Annotated in this window: 25 protein-coding genes; 15 read left to right on the top strand and 10 right to left on the bottom strand. The window is 71.1% G+C overall.

What is annotated here, in order from left to right:
* Positions 1–4: 4 nt before the first annotated feature.
* Together ACFYST_RS25610 and ACFYST_RS25605 are read right to left on the bottom strand one after the other, a co-directional pair.
* Positions 5–439, bottom strand: coding sequence for a GNAT family N-acetyltransferase (locus ACFYST_RS25610; RefSeq protein WP_387638469.1), 435 nt, complete (start codon positions 437–439; stop codon positions 5–7).
* Positions 440–482: 43 nt separating this feature from the next.
* Complete coding sequence (locus ACFYST_RS25605; protein WP_387638467.1) at positions 483–1,673, bottom strand: MFS transporter; 1,191 nt, start codon at positions 1,671–1,673, stop codon at positions 483–485.
* Positions 1,674–2,100: 427 nt separating this feature from the next.
* Between ACFYST_RS25605 and ACFYST_RS25600 the strand changes: the two genes are divergently transcribed.
* Together ACFYST_RS25600 and ACFYST_RS25595 are read left to right on the top strand one after the other, a co-directional pair.
* Positions 2,101–3,417, top strand: a complete 1,317-nt coding sequence (locus ACFYST_RS25600) for a dicarboxylate/amino acid:cation symporter (protein WP_387638464.1) — start codon at positions 2,101–2,103, stop codon at positions 3,415–3,417.
* A gap of 121 nt (positions 3,418–3,538) precedes the next feature.
* Positions 3,539–4,099 carry a Uma2 family endonuclease gene (locus ACFYST_RS25595; protein ID WP_387865722.1) on the top strand — a complete coding sequence of 187 codons (561 nt, stop codon included), beginning with the start codon at positions 3,539–3,541 and terminating at the stop codon, positions 4,097–4,099.
* A gap of 56 nt (positions 4,100–4,155) precedes the next feature.
* Here ACFYST_RS25595 and ACFYST_RS25590 read toward each other — a convergent pair whose 3' ends face one another.
* The 5 genes from ACFYST_RS25590 to ACFYST_RS25570 form a co-directional block, all read right to left on the bottom strand.
* Entirely contained in the window at positions 4,156–5,688 is a 1,533-nt protein-coding gene (locus tag ACFYST_RS25590) for an FG-GAP-like repeat-containing protein (protein ID WP_387865719.1), read from the bottom strand.
* A gap of 107 nt (positions 5,689–5,795) precedes the next feature.
* Positions 5,796–7,157, bottom strand: coding sequence for an FG-GAP-like repeat-containing protein (locus tag ACFYST_RS25585; RefSeq protein ID WP_387638456.1), 1,362 nt, complete (start codon positions 7,155–7,157; stop codon positions 5,796–5,798).
* Between the two features lie 309 nt (positions 7,158–7,466).
* Positions 7,467–8,819: an FG-GAP-like repeat-containing protein gene (locus ACFYST_RS25580; protein ID WP_387865717.1), complete on the bottom strand. Its 1,353-nt coding sequence runs from the start codon at positions 8,817–8,819 to the stop codon at positions 7,467–7,469.
* Positions 8,820–8,945: 126 nt separating this feature from the next.
* The gene (locus tag ACFYST_RS25575) at positions 8,946–9,257 is read right to left on the bottom strand and encodes a hypothetical protein (protein ID WP_387638451.1); all 312 of its coding nucleotides are present in this window, start codon (positions 9,255–9,257) and stop codon (positions 8,946–8,948) included.
* A 4-nt stretch (positions 9,258–9,261) separates the two neighbouring features.
* Positions 9,262–9,492: a hypothetical protein gene (locus tag ACFYST_RS25570; RefSeq protein ID WP_387638449.1), complete on the bottom strand. Its 231-nt coding sequence runs from the start codon at positions 9,490–9,492 to the stop codon at positions 9,262–9,264.
* Between the two features lie 408 nt (positions 9,493–9,900).
* On the opposite strand from ACFYST_RS25570, the gene ACFYST_RS25565 reads away from it, so the two are divergent.
* Positions 9,901–10,872, top strand: coding sequence for a LuxR C-terminal-related transcriptional regulator (locus ACFYST_RS25565; RefSeq protein WP_387638446.1), 972 nt, complete (start codon positions 9,901–9,903; stop codon positions 10,870–10,872).
* A gap of 32 nt (positions 10,873–10,904) precedes the next feature.
* Here the strand turns inward: ACFYST_RS25565 and ACFYST_RS25560 are convergent, their stop codons facing one another.
* The 3 genes from ACFYST_RS25560 to ACFYST_RS25550 all read right to left on the bottom strand — a co-directional run bounded on the left by ACFYST_RS25560 (position 10,905) and on the right by ACFYST_RS25550 (position 12,936).
* The gene (locus ACFYST_RS25560; protein ID WP_387865714.1) at positions 10,905–11,456 is read right to left on the bottom strand and encodes a DUF1707 domain-containing protein; all 552 of its coding nucleotides are present in this window, start codon (positions 11,454–11,456) and stop codon (positions 10,905–10,907) included.
* Positions 11,453–12,484: a bile acid:sodium symporter family protein gene (locus ACFYST_RS25555; RefSeq protein ID WP_387865712.1), complete on the bottom strand. Its 1,032-nt coding sequence runs from the start codon at positions 12,482–12,484 to the stop codon at positions 11,453–11,455. The genes ACFYST_RS25560 and ACFYST_RS25555 overlap by 4 nt, the downstream gene beginning before the upstream one ends.
* A 248-nt stretch (positions 12,485–12,732) precedes the next feature.
* Positions 12,733–12,936 (bottom strand): cold-shock protein, encoded by a 204-nt coding sequence (locus ACFYST_RS25550; protein ID WP_031063656.1) that lies wholly within the window; start codon positions 12,934–12,936, stop codon positions 12,733–12,735.
* A gap of 389 nt (positions 12,937–13,325) precedes the next feature.
* Between ACFYST_RS25550 and ACFYST_RS25545 the strand changes: the two genes are divergently transcribed.
* From ACFYST_RS25545 to ACFYST_RS25490, 12 genes are all read left to right on the top strand, one after another.
* Entirely contained in the window at positions 13,326–14,225 is a 900-nt protein-coding gene (locus tag ACFYST_RS25545) for a menaquinone biosynthetic enzyme MqnA/MqnD family protein (protein WP_387638438.1), read from the top strand.
* A gap of 105 nt (positions 14,226–14,330) precedes the next feature.
* A complete protein-coding gene (locus tag ACFYST_RS25540) occupies positions 14,331–15,908 on the top strand; it encodes a serine/threonine-protein kinase (RefSeq protein WP_387865710.1) in 1,578 nt (525 codons plus the stop codon).
* A gap of 75 nt (positions 15,909–15,983) precedes the next feature.
* Positions 15,984–17,192 carry a cyclic dehypoxanthinyl futalosine synthase gene (gene mqnC, locus ACFYST_RS25535; protein ID WP_387638433.1) on the top strand — a complete coding sequence of 403 codons (1,209 nt, stop codon included), beginning with the start codon at positions 15,984–15,986 and terminating at the stop codon, positions 17,190–17,192.
* Positions 17,193–17,202: 10 nt separating this feature from the next.
* Entirely contained in the window at positions 17,203–17,802 is a 600-nt protein-coding gene (locus tag ACFYST_RS25530) for a hypothetical protein (RefSeq protein WP_387865707.1), read from the top strand.
* A gap of 258 nt (positions 17,803–18,060) precedes the next feature.
* Positions 18,061–18,630 (top strand): hypothetical protein, encoded by a 570-nt coding sequence (locus ACFYST_RS25525; RefSeq protein WP_387638428.1) that lies wholly within the window; start codon positions 18,061–18,063, stop codon positions 18,628–18,630.
* Between the two features lie 44 nt (positions 18,631–18,674).
* Positions 18,675–19,370 (top strand): demethylmenaquinone methyltransferase, encoded by a 696-nt coding sequence (locus ACFYST_RS25520; protein ID WP_387638426.1) that lies wholly within the window; start codon positions 18,675–18,677, stop codon positions 19,368–19,370.
* Between the two features lie 90 nt (positions 19,371–19,460).
* Positions 19,461–20,741 carry a geranylgeranyl reductase family protein gene (locus ACFYST_RS25515; RefSeq protein WP_387865706.1) on the top strand — a complete coding sequence of 427 codons (1,281 nt, stop codon included), beginning with the start codon at positions 19,461–19,463 and terminating at the stop codon, positions 20,739–20,741.
* A 207-nt stretch (positions 20,742–20,948) separates the two neighbouring features.
* On the top strand, positions 20,949–21,887 hold the full coding sequence (locus tag ACFYST_RS25510; RefSeq protein ID WP_387865703.1) for a restriction endonuclease: 939 nt from the start codon (positions 20,949–20,951) through the stop codon (positions 21,885–21,887).
* 532 nt (positions 21,888–22,419) lie between these two features.
* On the top strand, positions 22,420–22,779 hold the full coding sequence (locus ACFYST_RS25505) for an NADH-quinone oxidoreductase subunit A (protein ID WP_014137597.1): 360 nt from the start codon (positions 22,420–22,422) through the stop codon (positions 22,777–22,779).
* A gap of 66 nt (positions 22,780–22,845) precedes the next feature.
* On the top strand, positions 22,846–23,400 hold the full coding sequence (locus tag ACFYST_RS25500; RefSeq protein ID WP_035865125.1) for an NADH-quinone oxidoreductase subunit B family protein: 555 nt from the start codon (positions 22,846–22,848) through the stop codon (positions 23,398–23,400).
* Positions 23,397–24,116, top strand: coding sequence for an NADH-quinone oxidoreductase subunit C (locus tag ACFYST_RS25495; RefSeq protein ID WP_387865700.1), 720 nt, complete (start codon positions 23,397–23,399; stop codon positions 24,114–24,116). Before ACFYST_RS25500 ends, ACFYST_RS25495 begins: the two co-directional genes overlap by 4 nt.
* Complete coding sequence (locus ACFYST_RS25490; RefSeq protein WP_387865698.1) at positions 24,116–25,444, top strand: NADH-quinone oxidoreductase subunit D; 1,329 nt, start codon at positions 24,116–24,118, stop codon at positions 25,442–25,444. The genes ACFYST_RS25495 and ACFYST_RS25490 overlap by 1 nt, the downstream gene beginning before the upstream one ends.
* Positions 25,445–25,459: the final 15 nt, after the last annotated feature.

Here is a 25,459-nt window from a genome sequence, read left to right as displayed (position 1 = left end):
GCGGCTACTGCTCGCCGAGCACCATCCACTTCTCCGGTAGCGCGAGCGGGTTGAACCCGACCTTGGCGTACACCTCGTGCGCGTCCCGGGTGGCCAGCATCAGGCGGCGCAGTCCGAGTGCGGCCAGCTCGTCGCGGACGGCGGCGGTCAGCGCGGTGCCCAGGCCCAGGCCGCGGGCCGGCGGGGCGATGTACACGTCGCACAGCCAGGCGAAGGTGGCCCGGTCGGTGACCACCCGGGCGTAGCCCACCTGGGCGCCGGAAGTCTCCTCGTACAGGCCGAAGTTGAGGGAGTGGTCGATCGCCCGGTCCTGCTTCTCGCGGGGCCGGCCGAGGGCCCAGTAGGCGTCCTCGGAGAGCCATTGGTGCACCGACTCCCGGTCGAGGAGCGCCGGATCGGTGGAGACCGTGTAGCCCGCGGGCAGCTGGAAGTTCGTCATGCGGCGCATCCAAGCAGGCCGCGGGCGGTGCGGGCGAGCGGTTTCAGGCGGCCAGCGCGACCTGGGCGGGGCGCAGCCGGTGGCGGGTGGTGAGGAGCAGCAGGCCGCCGAGGGCGGAGCCGGCGACGGCGCAGAGGGCGACGGCGTGCAGGGAGGTGTCGACCAGTGCGCCGGAGACGGCGTAGCCGGCCGCGTTGCCGGTGGCGAACAGGGTGACCAGCCAGGCGAACGCCTCGGTGACGGTGCCGGCCGGGGCGAGTTCGGCGACCAGGATGAACGCGGCGGCCAGCAGCGGGGCCAGGCCGAGGCCGGAGAGGAACGCGAGCGCGGCCATCGGCAGCGGGCCGGGCAGGAGCAGCAGCGGCAGGTAGCCGAGGGCCATGCCGAGCGCGAGTATCCAGGTGCGGGTGGCGGTGTCGGCCTTCCAGGCGGTGGCGCCGTAGCCGAGCGCGCCGAGCAGGCCGGCCAGTGCGGCCAGTGCCAGCAGGGTGCCGGCGCCGCCGGGCAGGCCGCCCGGGTGGCGTTCGGCGTAGGCGATGAACAGCACGTTCTGCGCGCCGACCGCCCAGCCGGTGCCGGCCAGGCCGAGCAGCAGGAGGACCAGGCCGGGGGAGCGCAGCGGGCCGAGCAGTCCGGCGGATTCGGCGCGCGGCGGGGCCTGCCAGTGGCGGGCGGGGGCGGTGGTGGCGACCACCAGCGAGCCGAGCAGGCCGAGCGCGGCGGCCGTCCACAGGGCTGTGGACGGCGAGAACGCGGCGGCCAGTCCGGCGACGGCCAGCGGTCCGGCGACGTACAGGATCTGCTGGGAGGCGGAGTCGAAGGCGTACGCGGTGTCGAGCTGCTTCTCCTCGACGACGTCGGGCCAGAGGGAGCGCAGGCAGGGTTCCAGCGGCGGCATGCACAGGCCGGCGATCGCGGCGCCGAGCGGGGCGGCGACGGGGGAGCCCGGGGCGAGCGCGAGCAGCGCGTAGCCGCCGCCGGCCAGGGTGGCGGAGGCGAGCAGGACGCGGGGCTGGCCGGTGAGGTCGACGATCCGGCCGAGGACGGGGCCGCCGATCGCGGCGGCGATCGCGTACGCGGCGGTGGCCAGGCCGATCCGGCTGTACGGGGTGCCGGCCTCGCGCAGGGCGAGGGCGATCACCAGTGCGGTCATGCCGGCGGGGAGTCGTCCGATCAGGGTGCCGACCAGCAGCCGGGTGACGTGCGGGGCGCGGAGCAGTGCGGCGTAGCCCATGGGCGTCCTTCTGGCGAGGTCTCGGTGAAGCCTCAAGTTATACGTATAACCAGAGGGGCGTCAAAGCTGCAGGCCGTGGGCCGTTCGAGCTGATGATCCGTCAGTGAAGGGTGGTTCGAGAACGATCTCAAACAAGTACTTTGAACATCTCAAAGGTTTGTTGCTAATCTACGGGGCATGACCACCGCAGACGCCGCGCGCCAGACCGGGACGAGCATCCCGCTCATGTCCCGCTGCCCGCGTCTGCCCGGTGCCGTGGACGGCCCGTGCCGCTGTCGCTCCGGCGGCTGTATGCGGGCGGCACGCCGCTCCTGACGCGCTGACAGCTCCGCTGTCGGCTCCCGGGTCTCCCCACCCGGCCCGCGTCCGGCGTGCCGCCGCCTCCGCCCCTCACCCCACCCCCGCACCTCACCGGAGTCGCACACCCATGTCCACCGCGCCCGTGCCCGCGCCCACCCTGCTGGGACGCATCCGACGCACCCCGTTCTGGGTCCAGATCGTCGGCGGCCTCGTCCTCGGCCTGCTGCTCGGCTGGATCGCCCGGTCCGGCGACGTGTCCTGGCTGAAGACCACCCTCGACACCATCGGCAAGACCTTCGTCCAGCTGCTCAAGCTGGCCGTCCCGCCGCTGGTCTTCACCGCGATCATCGTCTCGGTCGCCAACCTGCGGAACGTCACCAACGCCGCCCGGCTAGCCGTCCGCACGCTGTTCTGGTTCCTCGCCACCTCGCTGATCGCGGTTGCCGTCGGCCTCGGCCTCGGCCTGCTCACCGACCCCGGCAAGGGCGCCAACCTCTCCACCGCCGGCGTCAAGGGCGTGGAGAAGGGCGGCAGCTGGGTCGACTTCCTGACCGGCATCATCCCGACCAACATCGCCGACGCCTTCCTGAAGGTGAACGTCCTTCAGATCGTCTTCCTCGGCGTGGTCGTCGGCGCGGCCCTGCTCAAGCTCGGCGACAAGGCCGAGCCGGTCCGCAAGCTCTCCGAGGCGATCCTCGAACTCGTCCAGACCGCCCTGTGGTGGGTCATCCGGCTCGCCCCGCTCGGCACCCTCGGCCTGATCGGCAAGTCCGTCGCCGTCTACGGCTGGGACCTGCTCAAGCCCTTCTCCACCCTGACCATCGACGTCTACGTCGGCTGCGCGATCGTCATGTTCGGCGTCTACTCGCTGCTGCTGCGCTTCGTCGCCGGTCTCAACCCGCTGAACTTCTTCAAGGGCGCCTGGCCCGCGATCCAGCTGGCCTTCGTCTCCCGCTCCTCCGTCGGCACCCTGCCGGTCACCCGCCGCGTCACCGAGCGCCTCGGCGTCCCGTCCGAGTACGCGTCGTTCGCCGCGCCGTTCGGCGCGACCACCAAGATGGACGGCTGCGCTGCGATCTACCCGTCGCTCGCCGCGATCTTCGTCGCCCAGGTGTACGGCATCGACCTCGGCATCAAGGACTACCTGCTGATCGCCTTCGTCTCGGTGATCGGCTCCGCGGCCACCGCCGGCCTCACCGGCGCGATCGTGATGCTCACCCTGACCCTCTCCACCCTGGGCCTCCCGCTGGAGGGCGTCGGCCTGCTGCTGGCCATCGACCCGATCCTCGACATGATGCGCACCGCCACCAACGTGGCCGGTCAGGTCGTCGTCCCGATCCTGGTCTCGGCCCGTGAGAAGACCCTCGACCTCACCGCCTACAACCGCCCCACCGGCGACCTCCTCACCGAGGACCGTCCCGCCGCGGTTCCGGCCGCCGCCTGACACACACCCTGCCCGACGGCCCGCACCCCTCCTGGGGGTGCGGGCCGTCGCTCGTTGGGGTGAGATTCCTTTGGGACGAGCAGGGACGATCGGTAGCGTGGAGCCGACGAAGGAGGGGTCGATGAGTGCTCTGCCCAGCGAACTGCCGTACAACTCGGTCGATCCGGAACAGGCCCTGAAGTACGCGATCCAGCATCACGCCGGTGAACGCGTCCAGATCATTGAGGGGGTAATCGAGCCGATGGCACCGGGGTGGGACCACGAGGCGATCGCCAGTCATGTGCGCCGCCAACTGAACGACAAGGTCCACGCGCTCGACTGTGTGATGGGCGCGGGCGATCTCGATCTTCCAGGGTCCAGCAACTGGTTCATCCCGGACGTGGCCGTCGTACCCACCCCGTTGGCCAAGGGCAGCGGCGCACTGCTTCCCGACCAGACCCTGCTGGTGGTCGAGGTGACGTCCGACTCCAACGGCGACACCGACCGGGTGGTGAAGCGGCGGCGGTACGCCGAGTACGGGGCTCCGCTCTATCTGCTGATCGACCGCCGGGACCGGGCCTGCACGCTGTTCTCAGAGCCGGGCCCGCTCGGGTACACCCGGGCGATCGGGCCGCTGCCCTTCGGGGAGCCGGTCGAACTGCCGGAACCGTTCGGACTCCGGCTGGACACCTCGGACTTCTGACCGCCCGACGGCCCGCACCCCTTTCCGGGGGTGCGGGCCGTTCTGCTGGGTGGGGGTCAGACGCCGGTGGCGATCTGACCGAGGTCGGTCCAGCCGCCTCCGGTGTCGTCGCCGCCGTTGTTGGCGAAGGCGCGGGTGGGGCCGTTGACGATGAGGTAGTCGGCGCGGGCGTCGCCGGTGATGTCGGCGAGGTGGACGGTGTTCTGGTCGGTGGTGAGGCCGGCGGCGATCTTGGGGCGGAGGGTCCAGCCGCCGTGGGTGTCGCCGCCGTTGTTGGTGTAGCTGGTGATGGAGCCGTCCGGATTGATGACGTTGTAGTCGGCGCGGCCGTCGCCGGTGACGTCGGCGAGGCGGACCCGGGAGCGGTCGGTGGTGACGCCGCCGGCGACCTTGCCCTGGACGTTCCAGCCGCCGTGGCCGTCGCCGCCGCGGTTGAGGAAGACGTTGACGGCGCCGTCGTCGCCGATGGTCACGTAGTCGGCGCGGCCGTCGCCGTCGAAGTCGGCGAACCGGACCTGGTCGGGGTTGCTGGTGGTGCCGCTGGCGACCTGGCCGTAGTCCTGCCAGCCGCCGCGGCCGTCGCCGCCCTTGTTGAGGAAGACGTTCACCGCGCCGCCCGGCTGGATGACGATGTAGTCGGCCTTGCCGTCGCCGTCGAAGTCGGCGAACCGGACGCGGGACTTGTCGTTGGTGAGGCCGGAGGCGACCTGGCCGAGGTCCTGCCAGCCGCCGTGGCCGTCGCCGCCCTTGTTGAGGAAGACCCGGACGGCGCCGGAGTCCTCGACCACGATGTAGTCGGCCTTGCCGTCGCCGTCGAAGTCGGCGAACCGGGCCCGGCCCGCGCCGCCCGCCTCGGTGCCGGCCCGCGGGGCGGCGGGGCGGACGGCCAGGCCCTCGGTGAACGCCTGGTCGAGGCCGGCGGTGAAGACCTGGGCCATCCGCGCGTAGCCCTTGTCGTTGGGGTGCAGACGGTCGTTCATCTCGGCGGTGGTGAGCGCGGGCGGCGTGAGGTACCGGACCTTGCGGCCGGCGTCGGCGCGGCTCTGGAGCTGGGCCTGGACGGCGGCGTTGAAGGTCTGGGCGGCGCTCTCCAGCTGGCCGGTGGTCGGGATGAGGCCCTGGACCAGCACGGTCGCGGTGGGCCGGTCGGCGGCGATCCGGTCGACCAGGGCGGCGAGCCGGTCGGGGGCGTGGGTCCGGTCGCCGCGGTCGAGGTCGTTGATGCCGAGGTGCAGCAGGACCACGTCGGGCTGGGCGCCGGCCAGCCAGCTGTCGATGTTCTGGGTGATCTCGTCGATCAGGGCGCCGCTGTGGCCGTCGTTGTCCGGGTCGCCGACCGCGCCGCCGGACCAGGAGCCGACCAGGTCGAAGCGGTAGCGGGACTGTCCGGACAGCGTGTTGTAGAGCGGCAGCCGGTAGCCGGCGCCGGAGGTGCTGCCGACGCCCGCGGTGATGGAGTCGCCGAGCGGCATGACGCGCAGCGGGGCCGGGGTGGGCGGAACGGTGGCGGCGGAGGAGGGGGTGGCGGTCGCGGAGAGGACGCCCACGGCGATTGCGGCGGCCAGGGCGAGGGAGGTGGGGCGCTTCACAGCGATGTCCTTCGGCTCGTACGGGTGCGGTCGGAGGGCGGCGCCGGCCGGCCGCTCCCCGGGCGGGGACGGCGGGCCGGCGCTGCGGCGATGCGGTGCTGCGGGGGTCAGACGCCGGCGGCGATCTGGCCGAGGTCGATCCAGCCGCCGCCGGTGTCGTCGCCGCCGTTGTAGGCGAAGGCGTTGGTGGGGCCGTTGACGACCAGGTAGTCGGCGCTGCCGTCGCCCGTGACGTCGGCGAAGTGGACGACATTCTGGTTGGTGGTCAGGCCGGATGCGATCTTGGCGCGCAGGGTCCAGCCGCCGCCGGTGTCGCCGCCGTTGTTGGTGTAGCTGGTGATCGAGCCGTCCGGGTTGATGATGTTGTAGTCGGCCCGGCCGTCGCCGTTGATGTCGGCCCAGCGGACCCGGGAGCGGTCGGAGGTGACGCCGCCCGCGACCTTGCCGAGGTCCTGCCAGCCGCCGGCGCCGTTGGTGTTGCGGAAGACGCCCACCGAGCCGTCGGCCTGGGTCATGACGTAGTCGGCCTTGCCGTCGCCGTCGAAGTCCGCGAACCGGACCTGGTCGGGGTCGGTGGTGAGGCCGGTGGCGACCTGGCCGAGGTCCTGCCAGCCGCCGCGGCCGTCGCCGCCGTTGTTCTTGAACACGCCGACGGCGCCGTTCGGCTGGATGACGATGTAGTCGGCCTTGCCGTCGCCGTCGAAGTCGGCGAACCGGACGCGGGACTTGTCGTTGGTCAGGCCGGAGGCGACCTGGCCGAGGTCCTGCCAGCCGCCGTGGCCGTCGCCGCCCTTGTTGAGGAAGACCCGGATCGCGCCGGAGTCCTCGACCACGATGTAGTCGGCCTTGCCGTCGCCGTCGAAGTCGGCGAACCGGGCCCGGCCCGCGCCGCCCGACTCGGTCCCGGCGCTGCCGTTGATGACCTTCTTGTAGCGCAGCGCCTTGTAGTCACCGTTCGGGTGCGAGTCGAAGGTGGCGGCGTTGATCGACTGCCCGGTGACGTGCTTCACCGGGGTGGACCCGAAGGAGTAGTAGGAGAAGGTGGTGTGCGCGGCGTCGTCCCATTTCTCGAACAGCAGCACGTGGTCGTAGAAGCTGTTGAGGATGTCGCCCGGCTTGAGGTCGCTGCGCGAGATCTCGGTGGCGACGCCCGGCAGGGTCTGGGTGCTCAGGCTGGAACCCAGGTGCCAAGCCATCGAGACGTAACCCGAGCAGTCGGTGCGGTAGCTGCGGCCGGAGGAGTCGCCGTACGAGCCGCCTTGGTTGTAGGGGATCGACTTGCCCAGCCAGTACTGGGCGCGCTGGATGATCTCGCTGCGGGTGATCGGACCGTCCACCGAGGACGTGGTCGCGGCGTGCGCCGAGGTGGCGCCGAAGACGGCCGTGGCGGCGGTGGTGGCGACCGCGCCGGAGAGCGAGACGGCGGCGGCCAGGGCGAGGCGGGCGAGCTTGGACGCGTTTGCGGACATGGCGAATCTCCTTGTGGCGATGGGTGATTGATGGGCTGCGCCCCCGATGGGGCGGCGTGCTCGGGCGGACGGCTGTCCTGCAGGGCCAGCGGTCGGTTGTGCGAACGGGCTTGCCTGGTACGGGAGTTCAGTGCTCGGTCGGGGCGGGTGTCCGTGCCGCGCCAGGAAGCGTCGGCGCGGCACGGGGGAGCTGCGGATGCTGCCAATGGATGCGCGAACGTCGGTGCCCGGCGCGGGAGTTCAGTGCCCGGGCGGGGCGGGCGTCGGCGCCCGGAAGTGGCGAGGTCCGGCGGCTGTGGTGCTGCCGGGTCAGACGCCGGTGGCGATCTGGCCGAGGTTGATCCAGCCGCCGGCGTCGTCGCCGCCGTTGTAGGCGAAGGCGGTGGTGGGGCCGTTGACGACGAGGTAGTCGGCGTGGCCGTCGCCGGTGACGTCGGCGAAGTGGACGGTGTTCTGGTCGGTGGTCGTACCGGTGGCGATCTTGGCGCGTGTGGCCCAGCCGCCGCGGCCGTCGCCGCCCTTGTTGGTGTAGCTGGTGACCGAGCCGTCCGGGTTGATGACGTTGTAGTCGGCGCGGCCGTCGCCGTCGAAGTCGGCGAACCGGACCCGGGAGCGGTCGGAGGTGGCGCCGGTGGCGACCTGGCCGAGGTTCTGCCAGCCGCCGCGGCCGTCGCCGCCGTTGTTCTTGAACACGGCTACGGCGCCGTTGTCGGCGATGGTGACGTAGTCGGCGCGGCCGTCGCCGTCGAAGTCGGCGAAGCGGACCTGGTCGGCGTCGGAGGTGGTGCCGGTGGCGACCTGGCCGAGGTCCTGCCAGCCGCCGCGCCCGTCGCCGCCCTTGTTGAGGAAGGCCCGGACGGCGCCGCCCGGCTGGATGACGAGGTAGTCGGCGTGGCCGTCGCCGTCGAAGTCCGCGAACCGGACCAGGGACTTGTCGCTGGTCACACCGGTGGCGACGGTGCCGAGGTCCTGCCAGCCGCCGCGGCCGTCGCCGCCCTTGTTGAGGAAGGCCCGGATCGCACCGGAGTCCTCGACGACGAGGTAGTCGGCCTTGCCGTCGCCGTCGAAGTCGGCGTACCGGGTGCGGCCGGCGCCCGCTTCGGTGCCGGCGCCGCCGTCGACGACCTTCTTGTAGCGCAGTGCCTTGTAGTCGCTGTTCGGGTGCCCGTCGATGGTGCCGGCGGTGATCGACTGGCCGGTCACGTGCGTCACCGGGGTGTCGCCGAAGGAGTAGTAGGAGAACCTGGTGTGCGCGGCGTCGTCCCATTTCTCGAACAGCAGCACGTGGTCGTAGTAGCTGTTGAGGACGTCGCCCGGCTTGAGCTGATCGCGGCCGATCTCGGTGGCCACGCCTGGCAGAGTCTGGGTGTTCAGGCTGGTGCCGAGGTGCCAGGCCATCGAGACGTAACCCGAGCAGTCGGTGCGGTAGTTGCGGCCGCTGGAGTCGGGGTACGCGCCGCCCTGGTTGTAGGGGATCGACTTGCCGTACCAGTACTGGGCGCGCTGGATGATCTCGCCGCGGGTGATCGGGCCGTCCACGGCCGAGGCGGCCCGGGCGGTGGTGGCGGTGGCGAGGGTGACAGCGGTGGCGGCGACCGACCCCGAGACGGCGATGGCGGTGGCCAGGGCGACGCGGGCGAGCTTGGACGTGGCGACGGGCATGACGGATCTCCTTGTGGCATCGAACGGTTGACGGGCGATGCCCCCGAGGGGCGACGTGCGCGGGCGGACGGCTGTCCTGCAGGGTCAGCGGTCGGTTGTGCGAACGGGCTTGCCTGGTACGGGAGTTCAGTGCTCGGTCGGAGCGGGATCCGAGGTCGGCGCCTGGAAGCGTCGGCGCAGCACGGGGGAAGCCTGGTGGCTGCGGACGAGCAGGCTGTGGGCGGCGGCCACGGGTGGTGGCGTGCCGGCGCCGGGCCGGGGGGTGAGCAGGTAGAGCAGCAGGTCGAGGCGGTCGCGCTCGCTGCGGGCGCTCACGTGCTCGAGGTTCTCCTCGGGGCGGGCGTGCGCCCACAGGATGCCGAGGACCTCGCCCACCTCGTTGGGCGGGACCGGGTCGGTGGTGCTTCTGCGATGCAGGCTGGCGTAGACGATTTCCATCGGGTCAGCTGCCCCAGCCGAGGCTGTCGCCCTGGGCGATGTTGCCGCCCCAGCCGAGGCTGTCGCCGCTGACGATGTTGCCGCCCCAGCCGAGGCTGCCGTCGATCGGGCCGTCGGCGACGGTGGTGCGGGTGGTCGGGGCGGATTCGGCGGCGGCCACGGCGGCGGGGGCGGTGATCAGGGCGCCCAGGGCGAGCAGGACCGCGGCGGCCTTGGCGAAGTGGTTGCGAAGCATCGGTTTCTTCCTCAACTGTCGGTTTCGGCAAAGGGGTTGGTCGTTCCCGTGGAGGCGTCCCGCGGTTGACGCGCTCTCCGGTTCGCCGCCCGGCCGGTTCTCCCTGGCGGCAATGACTACTCTCGTCGCCCGGCCACCCGTCGAGAAGGCTTCCGGGCCGTCCCCAATCCGCCTGTCCGACTTCGGACACGGCAACATGTCCATGTCAATAATCTCCCCGCAATGCGGCCATATCGGCCGCAACGGTGATGTGCCGCACACGCAGGATCCTTCCGGCATCCGGTGCGAGAGCCCAGCAATGCCACATATTCGATCTTGTGAGCGATTCTCTGTGCTGAGAGGATTCCGTGACGCTTCGTGTGGGGGAGCTCACGAGGCTTGCACATCCGCCACCTGGAGGGGGTACTCATGCTGGAAGCACTCGGACTGTCGGCCCGTGCCGGTCGGGTCTATCAGGCCATGCTCGACCACCCGGCCGATTCGGTGACCGACGTGGCGGTGCGTTGCGGCCTGGCACCCGGAGACGTCCACGACAGCCTGGACGAGCTCGGCGCGCTGATGCTGGTTCGCGCCTCCGCCGAGCAGCCGGGCCGGATGCGCGCGGTCGACCCGTCGATCGGCCTGGCCGACATGCTGGCCCGGCAGGAGGCCGAACTCGCCTCCCGGCAGGCCGCGCTGGCCGCCTCCCGGGCCGCCGTCACCCGCATGGTCGCCGACCGCGCCGAGCACCACGCCGCGCACGGCGAGCGGCTCACCGGCATGGACGCCATCCACCGTCGGCTGGAGCGGATGGGGCGCGCCGCCGCCGTCGAGGTGCTGAGCAGCCAGCCGGGCCAGCAGTTCGCGGAGGACCTCGACGCGTCCCGGCCCGCCGATGCCGAGGTGCTCGACCGCGGGGTGGCCGTCCGGACGCTCTATCAGGACTCCACCCGCAGCCAGCCGCACGTGTCCGGATACGCGCACTGGTTGCTCAGCCGCGGCGGCGAGGTCCGCACCGCACCCGTCATCCCGCAGCGGATCGTGCTGGTGGACCGGCGGGAGGCGCTCGTCCCGATCGACCCGGACGACAACCGCAAGGGCGCGCTGCACGTCACCGAGCCCGGCATCCTGCGCGCCCTGGCGGACCTCTGCGAGCAGGCCTGGAACACCGCCGTCCCGCTCGGCGCCGCCACCCCCGACGACCCCGCCACCGGACTCACCCCCACCGAGCGGGAGTTGCTGCGGCTGCTCGGCACCGGGCTCACCGACGACACCGCCGGGCAGCGGCTGGGCATCTCCTCGCGCACCGTCGGCCGGCACATGGCGTCGATCATGGAGCGGCTGAGCGCGGCCAGCCGGTTCGAGGCGGGCATCAAGGCGGCGCAACGCGGCTGGCTCTGAACGGCCGGCTTCGGAGCGGCCGGCCGCGCAGGTCAGCGGCCGCGGGCGTGCCGGACGCGCAGGCGGCCGAAGCCGGGGGTGCCGGTGATCCGGATGAGCGGGCCGCCCGGGACGGCGTGCCGGGGTGGCCGGTAGCGGACGTCCTTCCAGCCGCCCTGGACGCCGGACACGTCGACGGTGGCGTTGTGCGGGACGGTGATGGTGGCGCGGCCGAAGCCCAGGCCGAGCTCGATGTCGACCACCGGGTGATCGATGATCGCGTGCGACAGGTCGAGCCGGACCTTGCCGAACGGGGAGGCGACCTTCAGGACGCGGGGCACCCGCCAGGCGCCGCGGCGGACGATCCGGCCGCCGCCGGTGGCGATGGTGGCGGTGTCGTCCCCGGCCGGCCGGTCCGCGGGCAGATCGGCGGTGACCAGGTCGAGTTCGGCCCGGGTGGTGGCGGTGAGCGCCTGCTGCAGGCGCTGCTCCATCTCCTCGTGGGTGATCCGTTCTTCGGCGTACGCCTGCTGGAGGCGTTCGGTGGTGGCGTCGCGCTCGGCGGAGCCGACCCGGGCCTGCGGGGTGTCCGGCAGTGAGGTCACCCGGGCAGCGTAGTAGCTGATGCCCCGTCAGGGGCATTCCTCGCCCAGCGCTGGGCGAGGACGGTGCAGACCATCAGCTGGATCTGGTGGAACAGCATCAGCGGCAGCACCGTCAGCCCGACCGCGCCCGCCGGGAACAGGATGGTGGCCAGCGGCAGGCCGTTGGCCAGGGACTTCTTGGAGCCGCAGAACTGGATGGTGATCCGGTCCGGGCGGGAGAAGCCGAGCCGCCGGGAGGCCACGTGGGTGAAGCCGAGGACGGTGGCCAGCAGCACCGAGGACAGCACCACGAGAGCCAGCAACTGCCCGACCGTGACCCGGCCCCAGATGCCCTCGCGGACGCCCTCGCCGAACGCGCTGTAGACGATCAGCAGGATCGAACCCCGGTCCACCAACTGGGTCACCAGCCGGTGCCGGGCGATCCACGGCCCGACCCAGCGGCGCAGCAGCTGACCGGCGGCGAAGGGGACCAGCAACTGCAGCACCACGTCCAGCACCTGGCCGCCGTCCACCGAGACGCCGGACGCGCCGGAGAGCAGCCAGGCGGCGAGCAGCGGGGTCAGCACGATGCCCAGCAGGCTGGAGAAGGTCGCGGCGCAGATCGCGGCGGCCACGTTGCCGCCGGCGATCGAGGTGAACGCGATCGAGGACTGCACGGTGGACGGCAGCAGGGTGAGGAACAGGACGCCGGTGAACAGCTCCGGCGGCAGCACCGCGTCGGGCAGCAGCCGGGTGGCCTCGCCGAGCAGCGGGAACAGCACGAAGGTGCAGCCGAGGATCAGCAGGTGCAGCCGCCAGTGCCGGGCACCGGCCAGCGCCTCCTGCGGGGAGAGCCGGGCGCCGTACAGGAAGAACAGCAGGCCGACGGCGAGGTGCACACCGCCGGTGACGGCACTCGCGGCGGCGCCCCGGGCGGGCAGCACGGTGGCCAGCAGGACGGTGCCGAGCAGCAGCAGGAGATAGGTGTCGATACCGATCCGGCGCAGCGTGCGGTCGAGGGTGCGGTGGGCGGATCGGAGGCGGTGCATGCCTCGATGATCCCCCCGTCGGGCCGCCGCCCGGATAGCGGGGTCGGGGCCGCTTCGGTGGTGGGGCCGGGGCCGCTTCGGCGGTGGGGTCGGAGGTTTATCGGAAATGCGTCCGGAATGCGGACGGAATGTGTCGGGAGGGGAAATTCGGGCGGAAAAGGCAGGGGGCCCGCCGATGGGCGGGCCCCCTTGGGGACTTCAACTCATACGGACCCGAGGGGCCGTGAGCGATCAGAAGTGCAGAGATGTCAGATAGCGACGACGTTCTCGGCCTGCGGGCCCTTCGGGCCCTGGGTGACGTCGAAGCTGACCGCCTGGTTCTCCTCCAGCGAGCGGAATCCGCTCGCGTTGATGGCGGAGTAGTGGACGAAGACGTCGGGGCCGCCGCCCTCCTGGGCGATGAAGCCGAAGCCCTTCTCGGCGTTGAACCACTTGACGGTTCCGGTCGCCATACCGTTCTCCTTGCAAGGGACGTAGTGGACACCACACCTTGTGGCGCCCGGGTCCGCTGCGCTGATCGCCCTGCCTCCGGACGAGCCCGGAGTTTTTTCGCACAGTGCTCAATCAATGCTCAATTGATGCCTGATGCTGCTGAAAAATTACAAAAAGCCTGCGGTTACATGCTCCGCAGGCTCCAAGTACTGCAAGGGGAATCAAACTGCAACTGGTGTGAACGGTAGCACGCGGTGGCGGCCCCGACCAGGGGCCGACGGAGGTGTCGGAGAGCGTGTCGGAGAGCATGTCGGAGCGCCCCCGAACGGTGTGTCGGGCACCGGGTGCGAGCCCCCCGGAGCGGCAGGCATACGCTGCCCGGAGAGCACCAACGGCAAGGGAGTACACGGTGAGCAGTCGGGAAGCCGAACGGCCGGCGGCCGCGGTCAGGCCGCGGGTCGGACACATTCAGTTCCTCAACTGTCTTCCCCTCTACTGGGGGCTGGCGCGCACGGGGAACCTGCTCGACCTCGACCTCACCAAGGACACCCCGGAGAAGCTGAGCGACCGGCTGGTGGCCGGCGAACTCGACCTCGGCCCGATCACCTGCGTGGAGTACCTGCGCAACGCCGACCGGCTGGTGGTCCTCCCCGACATCGCGGTGGGCAGCGACGGCCCGGTGATGTCCTGCGTGATCGTCAGCAAGGTCCCGCTGGACCAACTGGGTGGCCGCAAGGTCGCGCTCGGCTCGACCAGCCGCACCTCCGTCCGGCTGGCCCGGCTGCTGCTGGAGGAGCGCGAAGGGGTGCGCCCCGAGTACTTCAGCTGCCCGCCCGACCTGGACGCGATGCTCGCCGAGGCCGACGCCGCCGTGCTGATCGGCGACCCCGCGCTGCGCGCCTCGCTGGAGCAGGCCCCCCGGCAGGGGCTGGCCGTGCACGACCTCGGCGCGATGTGGAAGGAGTGGACCGGCCTGCCCTTCGTGTTCGCGGTCTGGGCCGCCCGCCGCGAGTACGTCGAGCGGAACCCGGAGCTGACCGCCGCCGTGCACCGGGCGTTCCTGGAGTCCCGCGACCTCTCGCTGACCGAGGCCGCCAAGGTCGCCGAACAGGCCGCCCGCTGGGAGGAGTTCGACGCGCCGCTGCTGGAGCGGTACTTCAGCGAGGCGCTGGACTTCTCGCTGGGCGAGCGCCAGTTGGCCGGTCTGGCCGAGTTCGCCCGCCGGGTCGCGCACGACAGCGGCTTCGCGCCGGACGTGGAGATCCGGCTGCTGGAGCCGGCCGGGGCCGAAGCGGCCGTTCCTGCCTGAGAATTGATGCACCGGACCTCCGATCATTTTGGGATGATCGGACCGGTCCTGGTGGGTGTCGCGGGCGGTCGAGGGGCGGCGGCCGGTGCCGGAGGGGGAACGGTCATGGAGCTGCTGACGGCTGACGACCCGTCGACGATCGGCGACTACCGGCTGCTGCGGCGGCTCGGCGCCGGCGGCATGGGGCGGGTCTACCTGGGCCGGACGGCGGGCGGGCGGACCGTCGCCGTCAAGGCCGTCCGCCCCGAACTCGCCGACGACCCGGAGTTCCGGGCCAGGTTCCGCCAGGAGGTGTCCGCCGCCCGCAAGGTCGGCGGCCGGTGGACCGCGCCCGTCCTGGACGCCGACACCGAAGGCCCCCGCCCCTGGGTGGCCACCGGCTACATCGCCGGCCCCTCGCTCGGCGCCGCCGTGCACACCGGCGGACCGCTGCCCGCCCCCTCCGTGCACGCCCTCGGCGCCTGGCTGGCCGAGGCCCTGGACCAGGTGCACACGCTCGGCCTGGTACACCGGGACGTCAAACCGTCCAACGTGCTGCTCACCCTGGACGGCCCCCGGCTGATCGACTTCGGGGTGGCCCGGGCGCTGGACGCCGCCGCCTCGCTCACCCACAGCGGGTACGTGGTCGGCTCGCCCGGCTTCATGTCGCCCGAGCAGGCCGCCGGTTCGCCGGTCGGACCGGCCGGCGACCTCTTCTCGCTGGGCGCCCTGCTCGCCTTCGCCGCCACCGGCACCGCCCCGTTCGGCGAGGGCGTCAGCGCCGCCGTCCTGCTCTACCGGGTGCTCCACGAGGAACCGGAACTGCGCGGCCTGGACGGTGAGCTGCGCGAGATCGTGACGGAGTGCCTGGCCAAGGACCCGGACCGCCGCCCCACCCCCGCCGAACTGCGCGCCCGGCTCGCCCCCGGCGCCGCCGCCGTCGGCCCCGAGACCTGGCTGCCCGGCCCACTGGCCGCCGCGGTCGGCCGCGCCGCCGTCGAGCTGCTCGACCTGGAGGCCGACAGTGCGCCTGGCGTCGCCGGCCCGGCGACGCCCGCCGTCGTGGACCGGGTGCCCACCGCGCTGGACGGCGGAGCGGCACGGGTCGCCCCGGGCGCGGTGACGGAACAGCTGGAACGCGGGCGGCGGAGCCGGGTGTGGATGGCGGTGGCGGCCGGGGTGGTGCTGCTGGGCGCGCTGTACGGCGGGCTGGCCGCGACCGGGAACCTGCCCTGGCAGTCCGGGACGCCGGGCGCCACGCAGTCTCCTGCCGCGCCGGTTCCTCCGTCGGGCGCGGCCGGTAGCAGCCCGTCCGGCGGCAGTTCCGGTCCGGCAAGCAGCGGGAAAGCGCTTCCCGGCGCGTTCCTCGGCACCTGGAAGGGCACCATCACCACCAAGGTGGTCGCGCTGCCGTCCACGTTCACGGCCACCTTCACCGCCGGGAAGGTCGGCGAGGACGTCGGACGGACCAGCAACGCCTCGGCGTTCAGCAGCACCGTCTGCCGCGGCGTGCTGACCCTGGTGTCGGCCGACGCCCGGACGATCACCCTGCGGGAACGGCTGGACGGTCCGCAGTCCGGGTGCGGCGTGGTGTCCGAGACGCAGACGTACACCGTCCTGGACAACGGTGCGGGCCTGCACGTGTCGGTCACCGGGGCGCAGCTCGGCACCGACCCGGAAGGGGACTTGCTGAAGCAGCAGTAGGGCTGAGCAGGGGCGGAAATGCCCTGGCGTAGTCTGGGCGGGACGCCCCTCCGACGATGAAAGCAGGCCCGCCAGGTGTCCGAGCAGAACCTTTCCGCCGCCCAGCTGCAGGCCGTTCTGGACCGTGCGGCCGAGGGCGGCCGGATCACCGCCGAAGAGGCGCTGGAGCTGTACCGTTCGGCCCCGCTGCACGCGCTCGGCGCGGCAGCCGACGCGGTGCGCCGGCGGCGGTACGCGGGCGTGGAGCACATCGCCACGTACATCATCGAGCGGAACATCAACTACACCAACGTCTGCGTGACGGCGTGCAAGTTCTGCGCGTTCTACGTCCCGCCGAAGAGCGACAAGGGCTGGTCGCGGGACCTCGAGGAGATCCTGCGCCGCTGCGCGGAGACCGTCGAGCTCGGCGGCACCCAGATCATGTTCCAGGGCGGGCACCACCCCGACTACGGAGTCGAGTACTACGAGCGGAACTTCTCCGCGATCAAGGAGCGCTTCCCCGAGCTGGTGATCCACTCGCTGGGCGCCTCCGAGGTCGAGCACATGGCGAAGATCTCCGGCGTCTCCATCGAAGAGGCGATCACCCGGATCCACGCCGCCGGCCTGGACTCGTTCGCGGGCGCCGGCGCCGAGCTGCTGCCGGAGCGGCCGCGCAAGGCGATCGCCCCGCTGAAGGAGTCCGGCGAGCGCTGGCTGGAAATCATGGAGACCGCGCACCGCCTCGGCGTCGAATCCACCTCCACCATGCTGATGGGCACCGGCGAGACCAACGCCGAGCGGATCGAGCACCTGCGGATGATCCGCGACGTGCAGGACCGCACCGGCGGCTTCCGGGCCTTCATCCCCTACACCTACCAGCCGCAGAACAACCACCTGAAGGGCTCCACCCAGGCCACGGTGTTCGAGTACCTGCGGATGATCGCCATCGCCCGCCTGTTCCTCGACAACGTCGCCCACATCCAGGGCTCCTGGCTGACCACCGGCAAGGAAGCCGGCCAGCTGTCGCTGCACTACGGCGCGGACGACCTCGGCTCGGTCATGCTCGAGGAGAATGTGGTCTCCGCGGCCGGCGCCAAGCACCGCTCCAACCTGCACGAGCTGATCCACCTGATCCGCACGGCCGGCCGCGTCCCCGCCCAGCGCTCCACCACGTACCAGCACCTGCGCGTCCTGGACGACCCCGCCAACGACCCGGTGGACCCGCGAGTCGCCTCGCACATCGCCTCCACCGCGATCGAGGGCGGCACCGCGCACCCCGAACTGACCATCCTGGCCACGAACTGACCACTGTCCCGTGCTGACGCTCCATCGCGCCCGTGAGGTCGTGGCCGACCCTGCCGCCCCGTTGATTGTGGACGGGGCGGTGCTGGTCGACGGGACGACCGTCGCCGCGATCGGGCCGTTCGCCGAGCTGGCTGATTCCTCGGCGCGGGTACGTGAGTGGGACGGCGTGCTGGTGCCCGGGCTGGTCAACCGGCACGGGCGGTGGCTGCTGGAGAGCGCCTACCACCCGGACCCGCGCGAGGAGTTGGGGGACCAGCCGCTGCTGCCGTCCGGCGAGTTGAGCGAGGAACGGTGGGGCGGGAGCGCCCGTCGGGGCCTCCAGCGGATGCTCGGGTTCGGCGCGACGGCCGTGACGGGCCCGTTCGACCGGGCGTCGGTGCGGATCGCGGTGGCGCGGTCCGGGTTCCACGTGGTGGCGGGTGATGGCGCGCCGGGGCCGCTCTCGCCGTTGGACGGTCGGCCTCTCGCGGCGGCGGCGCATCGGCCGTTGACGGTCGGCGGGCCGGCGGACTTCGCGGTGTTCGACGCCCGGACGCTCGAGGAGTTGGAAGCGGGGGCGAGCTGCTTGGCGACGGTCCTCGGCGGGCGGCTGCTCTATCGCAGGCGGTGAAGCGTTTCAGGGGCCCGGGGAACGGCGGGGCCGGGCTGCGGGTGGTCGGAGACAGCGGGGGGCCGTGGCTGCGGCGGGTCAAAGGCGGGGACCAGAAACGACGGGACCTCTTCGCGCCCTGTCGATCCTCCGCGGACTCGCCCTCGCCGTTCCCCGAGCCCCTGGTCGTTGACCCCAAATCCTGACGCATCGTGACCTGACGGCCTACCAGCGGCTACGATCCCGATTCAGTACTTCGCCGAGTCAGGAACAGGACGCATGCGACCCGCCACCTCCGATTATTCGCGGACCAGGTCCGGCCGGGGGTGGTACGTGGGGGCGGTGCTGAGTGCCGTAGTGGCCGTCACGATGTGTCTGCTGGGGTGGCGGCAGGCGGACCAGGCGGACCGGATCAATGCGCATCCGGTGCGGGTCGAGGGCACGGTGACCCAACTGCCGGGTGGCAGCGGGACGTACAGCCAGGTGAGCTATCTCGCGGACGGGCGGAAGCTGACGGCCGCGGACCTGTGGCTGCCGGAGGGCGCGAAGGTCGGCGATCCGATCTGTCTGGAGCGGGCGGCGGACGACGCGGGTGCGGTGCGGGTGTGCGGGAAGCGGTATCCGCAGCCGGTGGGTGTCGGGCTGGCGCAGACGAGTGTGCCGGTGGCGGTGCTGCTGTGCCTGGTGTGCGTGTTGCGGATCCGGCGGCTGAGGCGGGCGTACCCGGCGGACGGGCAGGCGGGGGCGGCCGGGATCACGGTGGCGTTCGCGGCGGAGGGGATGCCCGCGCTGACGCACGGGAAGCGGTCGCGTCGGCGCCGCAAGGGGGGCCGCCGCGCGCTGCGGTGAGCCCTGGTGACGGTCGTCCGGGGGGCTGGGTTAAGAATGGGGGCGTGACCCGAGCCCATCTGGACAAGCAGCCGCACGATGTCGCCGCCATGTTCGACGACGTCGCGGCCAAGTACGACCGCACCAACGACGTGCTCTCGCTGGGCCAGGCCCGGCTGTGGCGCCGCGCGGTGGCCGACGCGGTGGGGGCCGTCGCGGGCCAGCGCATCCTGGACCTCGGTGCGGGCACCGGGACGTCCTCGCTGCCGTTCCTGGAGGCCGGCGCGGACGTCGTGCCGTGCGACTTCTCGATCGGGATGCTGACCGAGGGCAAGAGCCGGCACCCCGAACTGGCGCTGACCGCCGGCGACGCGACCCGGCTGCCGTTCGCGGACGAGTCGTTCGACGCGGTGACGATCTCCTTCGCGCTGCGCAACGTGCAGGACCACCAGGGCGCGATGCGCGAGATGCTCCGGGTCACCAAGCCCGGTGGCAAGGTGGTGATCTGCGAGTTCTCCACGCCGACCTGGACGCCGTTCCGCACCGTGTACACCGAGTACCTGATGCGGGCGCTGCCGCCGGTGGCCACCAAGGTGTCCTCGAACCCGGAGGCGTACGTCTACCTCGCCGAGTCGATCCGGTCCTGGCCCGACCAGCCTTCGCTGGCCGCCGAGTTGCAGCAGGCCGGCTGGACGAAGGTGGCCTGGCGCAACCTGACCGGCGGCATCGTGGCCCTCCACCGCGGCTTCAAGGCCCCGTAGACTGCGAGGGTTCGGCACTCCGGGCCGTTTCCGACGACGGAGGGTCCGGACCCGACCCCCGTGACCCCGACGCGCTCAGGAGAGAGCCGAATGACCGAGACCGCCGTGGAGTCCACCGCCGACGTCATCGTGGTCGGGGCCGGTCCGGCCGGCTCCACCACCGCGTACTGGCTGGCCCAGGCGGGCCTGGACGTACTACTGCTGGAGAAGACCCAGTTCCCGCGCGAGAAGGTGTGCGGCGACGGCCTGACGCCGCGCGCCGTCAAGCAGCTGGTGGACATGGGCATCGACGTGTCCACCGAGAACGGCTGGCTGCCCAACAAGGGCCTGCGGATCATCGGCGGCGGCGTCCGGCTGGAGCTGGACTGGCCGGAGCTGGCCTCGTTCCCCGACTACGGACTGGTCCGCAAGCGCGCCGACTTCGACGAACTGCTGGCCCGTCAGGCGCAGAAGGCCGGCGCCCGGCTGTACGAGAACTGCAACGTCAGCGGCCCCATCCAGGACCGCACCGGCCGGATCACCGGCGTCACCGCCAAGCTCGGGCCGGAGAAGCGCGAAGTCGCCTTCCACGCCCCGCTGGTGGTCGCCGCCGACGGCAACTCCACCCGGCTGTCGCTGGCCATGGGCCTGCACCGGATCGAGTCCCGGCCGATGGGCGTCGCCTACCGGACGTACTTCACCTCGCCCCGGCACGACGACGACTACCTGGAATCCTGGCTGGAGCTGTGGGACACCCGCGGCGGGCAGAAGAAGCTGCTGCCCGGCTACGGCTGGATCTTCGGCATGGGCGACGGCACCTCCAACGTCGGCCTCGGCATCCTCAACTCCTCGCCGGCGTTCGGTGACCTGAACTGGCGCGAGGTGCTGAAGAGCTGGTGCGCCGGCATGCCCGAGGAGTGGGGCTACACGCCGGAGAACATGACCGAGCCGATCCGCGGCGCCGCCCTGCCGATGGCCTTCAACCGCCAGCCGCACTACACCCGGGGCCTGCTGCTGGTCGGCGACGCCGGTGGCATGGTCAACCCGTTCAACGGCGAGGGCATCGCCTATGCGATGGAATCCGGCCAGCTCGCCGCCGGCGTCATCGTCCAGGCCATGGCCCGCATCACCCCCGAGGGCCGCGAGCGGGCCCTGGCCCGCTACCCGCAGATCCTCAAGGACACCTACGGCGGCTACTACACCCTCGGCCGCGCGTTCGTGAAGATGATCGGCAACGACCGCGTCATGCGCATCGCCGCCGAGCGCGGCCTCACCCACCCGGTCCTGATGAAGTTCGTCCTCAAGCTCCTGGCCAACCTCACCGACCCCACCGGCGGCGACGCCGCCGACCGCATCATCAACGGCCTCGCAAAGGTCGCCCCCCGGGCCTGAGGACGCAGCGCCCTCAACAGGGCCCGCCGGAAGTATCGATCGCCTGAAGGACGCTCGCCGCACTTGATGCGGCGGGCGTCCTTTTCGTTGCCGCCAGCGGCGGGTCCACCCGGAGCCAGGGACGACGGGCGAAAAGGTCTGGCGGATGCTCGGGGCGATCGGGTACTTTTATAGGGTTAGATTTTCACCTAAATCCAGGGGGATCCAGTGAGTGACTGGAACATCGAGATCGGGCGCGAGCTCAAGCGGGTGGACATTCATGCCGAGTACGGCGGTCGCAGGCAGGGCGGGATCGGGCCGTCGCGCGTCGCGCCGGTCGTCCTGCTCTTCACCGACCCGGTGAAGGGGCACCGCCACGGCTACTTCGACGGGTGGGGCGCGGACGGCTGCTACCACTACGCGGGGGAAGGCCAGGTGGGCGACCAGAAGATGACCCAGGGCAACCTCGCGATCCTGAACCACCGCAAGGACGGAAGGGATCTCCACCTCTTCCAGGGCGTGTCGTCGGGGGTGACCAGGTACATCGGGCAGTTCGAGCTCCCCACGGACGACCCGTGGTACCTGACGGACGCGCCCGAGACGAACGACGGCCCCGTGCGCAGTGTGATCATGTTCCGCTTGCAGCCGGTGAAGGCCGCACCGCCCAGCGGCGTGCAGCTTCCGCACACGCCCGAGCCCGAACTCCTCGTGCGGGAAGTGGAGATCGAGCAGCAGTACGTCGAGCGAACCTACGTCGAGCCGCACCGTGAGCCGTACGAGGCCGAGCGCCGTGAGGCCAAGCTCGTCCGGGACTACGCGGATCACCTCCGCGCCGCCGGGCACGTTGTGGTCCGGCAGCGGATCGAGCCTGCCGGCGAGCTCAAGCCGATCATCACGGACCTCTTCGACAAGACGGCCAACCGCCTCGTCGAGGCCAAGGGCACGGTCACTCGCGAAGCGGTCAGGATGGCCGTTGGCCAACTGTTCGACTACGGGCGTCACTTCGAGCCGATCCCGAGCTGGGCCCTGCTGGTTCCGTCGAAGCCTCGGCCGGACCTGATCGCGCTCTGCGGCTTCGCGGGGGTGGAGGTCATCTGGCCCGAGGACGGCGGCTTCCACGAGGCGGGCAACCTGCGGGCTGCCGAGGAACGAGGAGCGGGCGCCTAGCGGGGAGTCGCGGTGCCGAGGGGCGGCGGGCGGACGGAAGCGTCTGTTCGCCGCCTTTTGCGTGCCGTGGAGGCGGGGCCGCGGGTGCCGTCGGGCGGGCGGTCCCGGGGGCTTGTGAACGAAGGGTCAAGCGGGTGGGGGTCGGGGTCCATCGGGTGGGTGAGGGGCTTTATCACGTAAACGTGATCATGCAGAAATTTGCTTGTTCCGCCGCAGAATTGATATAGGCCGTGGCCGAACAGCGGTTGTTTCGCGTTGAGTTGCGACTGTATGTGGCCAATTGCCTGCTCTGGGTCGAACAGTGGTGCCCTGTGCCGGTCTGTGCGGTTCGTCGGGTGGCGAAGATCACAAAGATCGTCGGGAACTGCGTGTCGCAGATCACAAGCAGACAGGCATAGGATGCGCTCCAACCTGGCTTTGTGAACTGCCTCACATGGAGCCGGATCTCACGAAGTGGATCATCGGTTCACCGCTGGTGACCTGGTGGTTCCGATCTGCAGTCAAGGACGACTGGACGGAGGGAGCGGGGGCTATGAATGCCTACGCGCCGATCCTCGTACTCGGTGCCATTGCCGCGGCGTTCGCGGTCGGCTCCGTGGTGATGGCCTCGCTCACCGGCCCGAAGCGCTACAACCGGGCCAAGTTGGAGGCGTACGAGTGCGGCATCGAACCGACCCCGCAGCCCGTGGGCGGCGGTCGGTTCCCGATCAAGTACTACCTGACGGCGATGCTGTTCATCGTCTTCGACATCGAGATCGTCTTCCTCTACCCGTGGGCGGTCAGCTTCGACGCCCTGGGGATCTTCGGGCTGGTCGAGATGCTCCTGTTCATCGCCACCGTGTTCGTCGCCTACGCCTATGTGTGGCGCCGCGGCGGCCTGGAGTGGGACTGACCCCCGACCCCGTGTTTGTGAACGGGCGGACAAGCCACCGGACTCGAAGGCATTGAGAGGGAACTGATGGGTATCGAGGAGAAGCTGCCGAGCGGCTTTCTGCTCACCAGCGTGGAGGCCGCCGCGGGTTGGGTGCGGAAGGCTTCGGTCTTCCCGGCCACCTTCGGGCTCGCCTGCTGCGCGATCGAGATGATGACCACGGGGGCGGGCCGTTACGACCTGGCCCGGTTCGGCATGGAGGTGTTCCGCGGGTCGCCGCGGCAGGCCGACCTGATGATCGTGGCCGGCCGGGTGAGTCAGAAGATGGCTCCGGTGCTGCGCCAGGTGTACGACCAGATGCCGAATCCCAAGTGGGTCATCTCGATGGGCGTGTGCGCCTCCTCCGGCGGCATGTTCAACAACTACGCGATCGTCCAGGGCGTCGACCACATCGTGCCCGTGGACATCTACCTGCCGGGCTGTCCGCCCCGTCCGGAGATGCTGCTGGACGCGATCCTCAAGCTGCACGACAAGATCCAGCACGAGAAGCTCGGCGTGAACCGCCGCCGGGCCGAGGAGGAGGCCGAGCGCCTCGCGCTGCAGGCCACCCCGACCAGTGAGATGCGGGGGCTGCTGCGATGAGCGAGCAGGAGAACGGCGAGCAGGCCGAGGTTCCGGCGACGCGGCGGGAGATTCCGGTCGAGGTGGTCGGCACCCGGCAGGGGATGTTCGGTGCGCACGGTACCGGCGACACCTCGGGTTTCGGTGGACTGAACGCCGCGATCGTGCTGCCCGGCCCGAGCGAGCGGCCGTACGGCGGCTACTTCGACGAGGTGGCGGACGAGTTCGAGGGCGCGCTGGAGGAGCAGGGCCTCGACGTCGACGACGTGATCGAGAAGACCGTCGTGGACCGCGGCGAGCTGACCTTCCACGTCGCCCGCGAGCACCTGCTGAAGGCGGTGCGGATCCTGCGCGACGACCCGGCGCTGCGGTTCGAACTGTGCCTGGGCGTCAGCGGCGTGCACTACCCGAGCGAGGTGGGCCGGGAGCTGCACGCGGTCTACCACCTGCGTTCGATCACCCACGGCCGGCTGATCCGGATCGAGGTGACCGCGCCGGACGCGGACCCGCGGATCCCGTCCGTGGTGAGCGTCTACCCGACCAACGACTGGCACGAGCGGGAGACCTACGACTTCTTCGGCCTGGTCTTCGAGGGCCACCCGGCGCTCACCCGGATCATGATGCCGGACGACTGGCTGGGGCACCCGCAGCGCAAGGACTACCCGCTCGGAGGCATTCCCGTCGAGTACAAGGGCGCCCAGATCCCGGCGCCCGACCAGCGGAGGTCGTACACCTGATGAGCAGCACACAATACGAAGCGGGCTCCAGGGAGACCACCGAAGGACGGGTGTTCACCGTCACCGGTGGCGACTGGGGCGAGGTCGCCGAGGCCGTCGCGGGCGCCGACGACGAGCGGATCATCGTCAACATGGGCCCGCAGCACCCGTCCACCCACGGCGTGCTGCGGTTGATCCTGGAGATCGACGGCGAGACGGTCACCGAGGCCCGCTGCGGCATCGGGTACCTGCACACCGGCATCGAGAAGAACATGGAGTTCCGCAACTGGGTGCAGGGCACCACGTTCGTGACGCGGATGGACTACCTCACTTCGCTGTACAACGAGACCGCCTACTGCCTGGCCGTGGAGAAGCTCCTCGGGATCACCGCCGACATTCCCGAACGGGCGTCCGTGATCCGGGTGTTGATGATGGAGCTGAACCGGATCTCCTCGCACCTGGTGGCCCTCGCCACCGGTGGCATGGAGATCGGCTCCACCACCCTGATGATCTACGGCTTCCGCGACCGCGAGACCATCCTGGACATCTTCGAGCTGGTCACCGGCCTGCGGATGAACCACGCCTACGTCCGCCCGGGCGGGCTGGCGCAGGACCTGCCGCCCGGCGCGGTCGACAAGATCCGCGAGGGCGTCAAGCTGCTCCGCTCCCGGATGCACGAGTACGACAAACTCGCCACCGACAACCCGGTGTTCAAGGCCCGCCTGGTCGACGTCGGCTTCCTCGACCTGCCCGGCTGCCTGGCGCTCGGCGCCACCGGCCCGATCCTGCGCTCCACCGGGCTGCCGCACGACCTGCGCAAGACCGACCCGTACTGCGGGTACGAGAACTACGAGTTCGATGTCGCGACGGCCGACAGCTGCGACTCCTACGGGCGGTTCGTGATCCGCCTGGAGGAGATGAAGCAGTCGCTGCGGATCGTCGAGCAGTGCCTGGACCGGCTGAAGCCCGGACCGGTGATGGTCGCCGACAAGAAGATCGCCTGGCCCGCCCAACTCGCCGTCGGCCCCGACGGCATGGGCAACTCGCTGGACCACATCCGGAAGATCATGGGCACCTCGATGGAGGCGCTGATCCACCACTTCAAGCTGGTGACAGAGGGCTTCAAGGTGCCGGTCGGGCAGGCGTACGCGGCCGTCGAGTCGCCCAAGGGCGAGCTCGGCGTGCACGTGGTCAGCGACGGCGGCACCCGGCCCTACCGGGTGCACTTCCGCGACCCGTCGTTCACCAACCTGCAGACGATGGCGGCGATGTGCGAGGGCGGCCAGGTGGCCGACGTGATCGTGGCAGTGGCCGGGATCGACCCGGTGATGGGAGGCGTGGACCGGTGAGCAGCACAGAACTCG

This window comes from Kitasatospora sp. NPDC004614 (assembly GCF_042873675.1).
Classification (GTDB): Bacteria; Actinomycetota; Actinomycetes; order Streptomycetales; family Streptomycetaceae; genus Kitasatospora.
The sequence above is the reverse complement of the archived record's forward strand: the minus strand, read 5'-3'. Positions and strand labels throughout refer to the sequence as shown.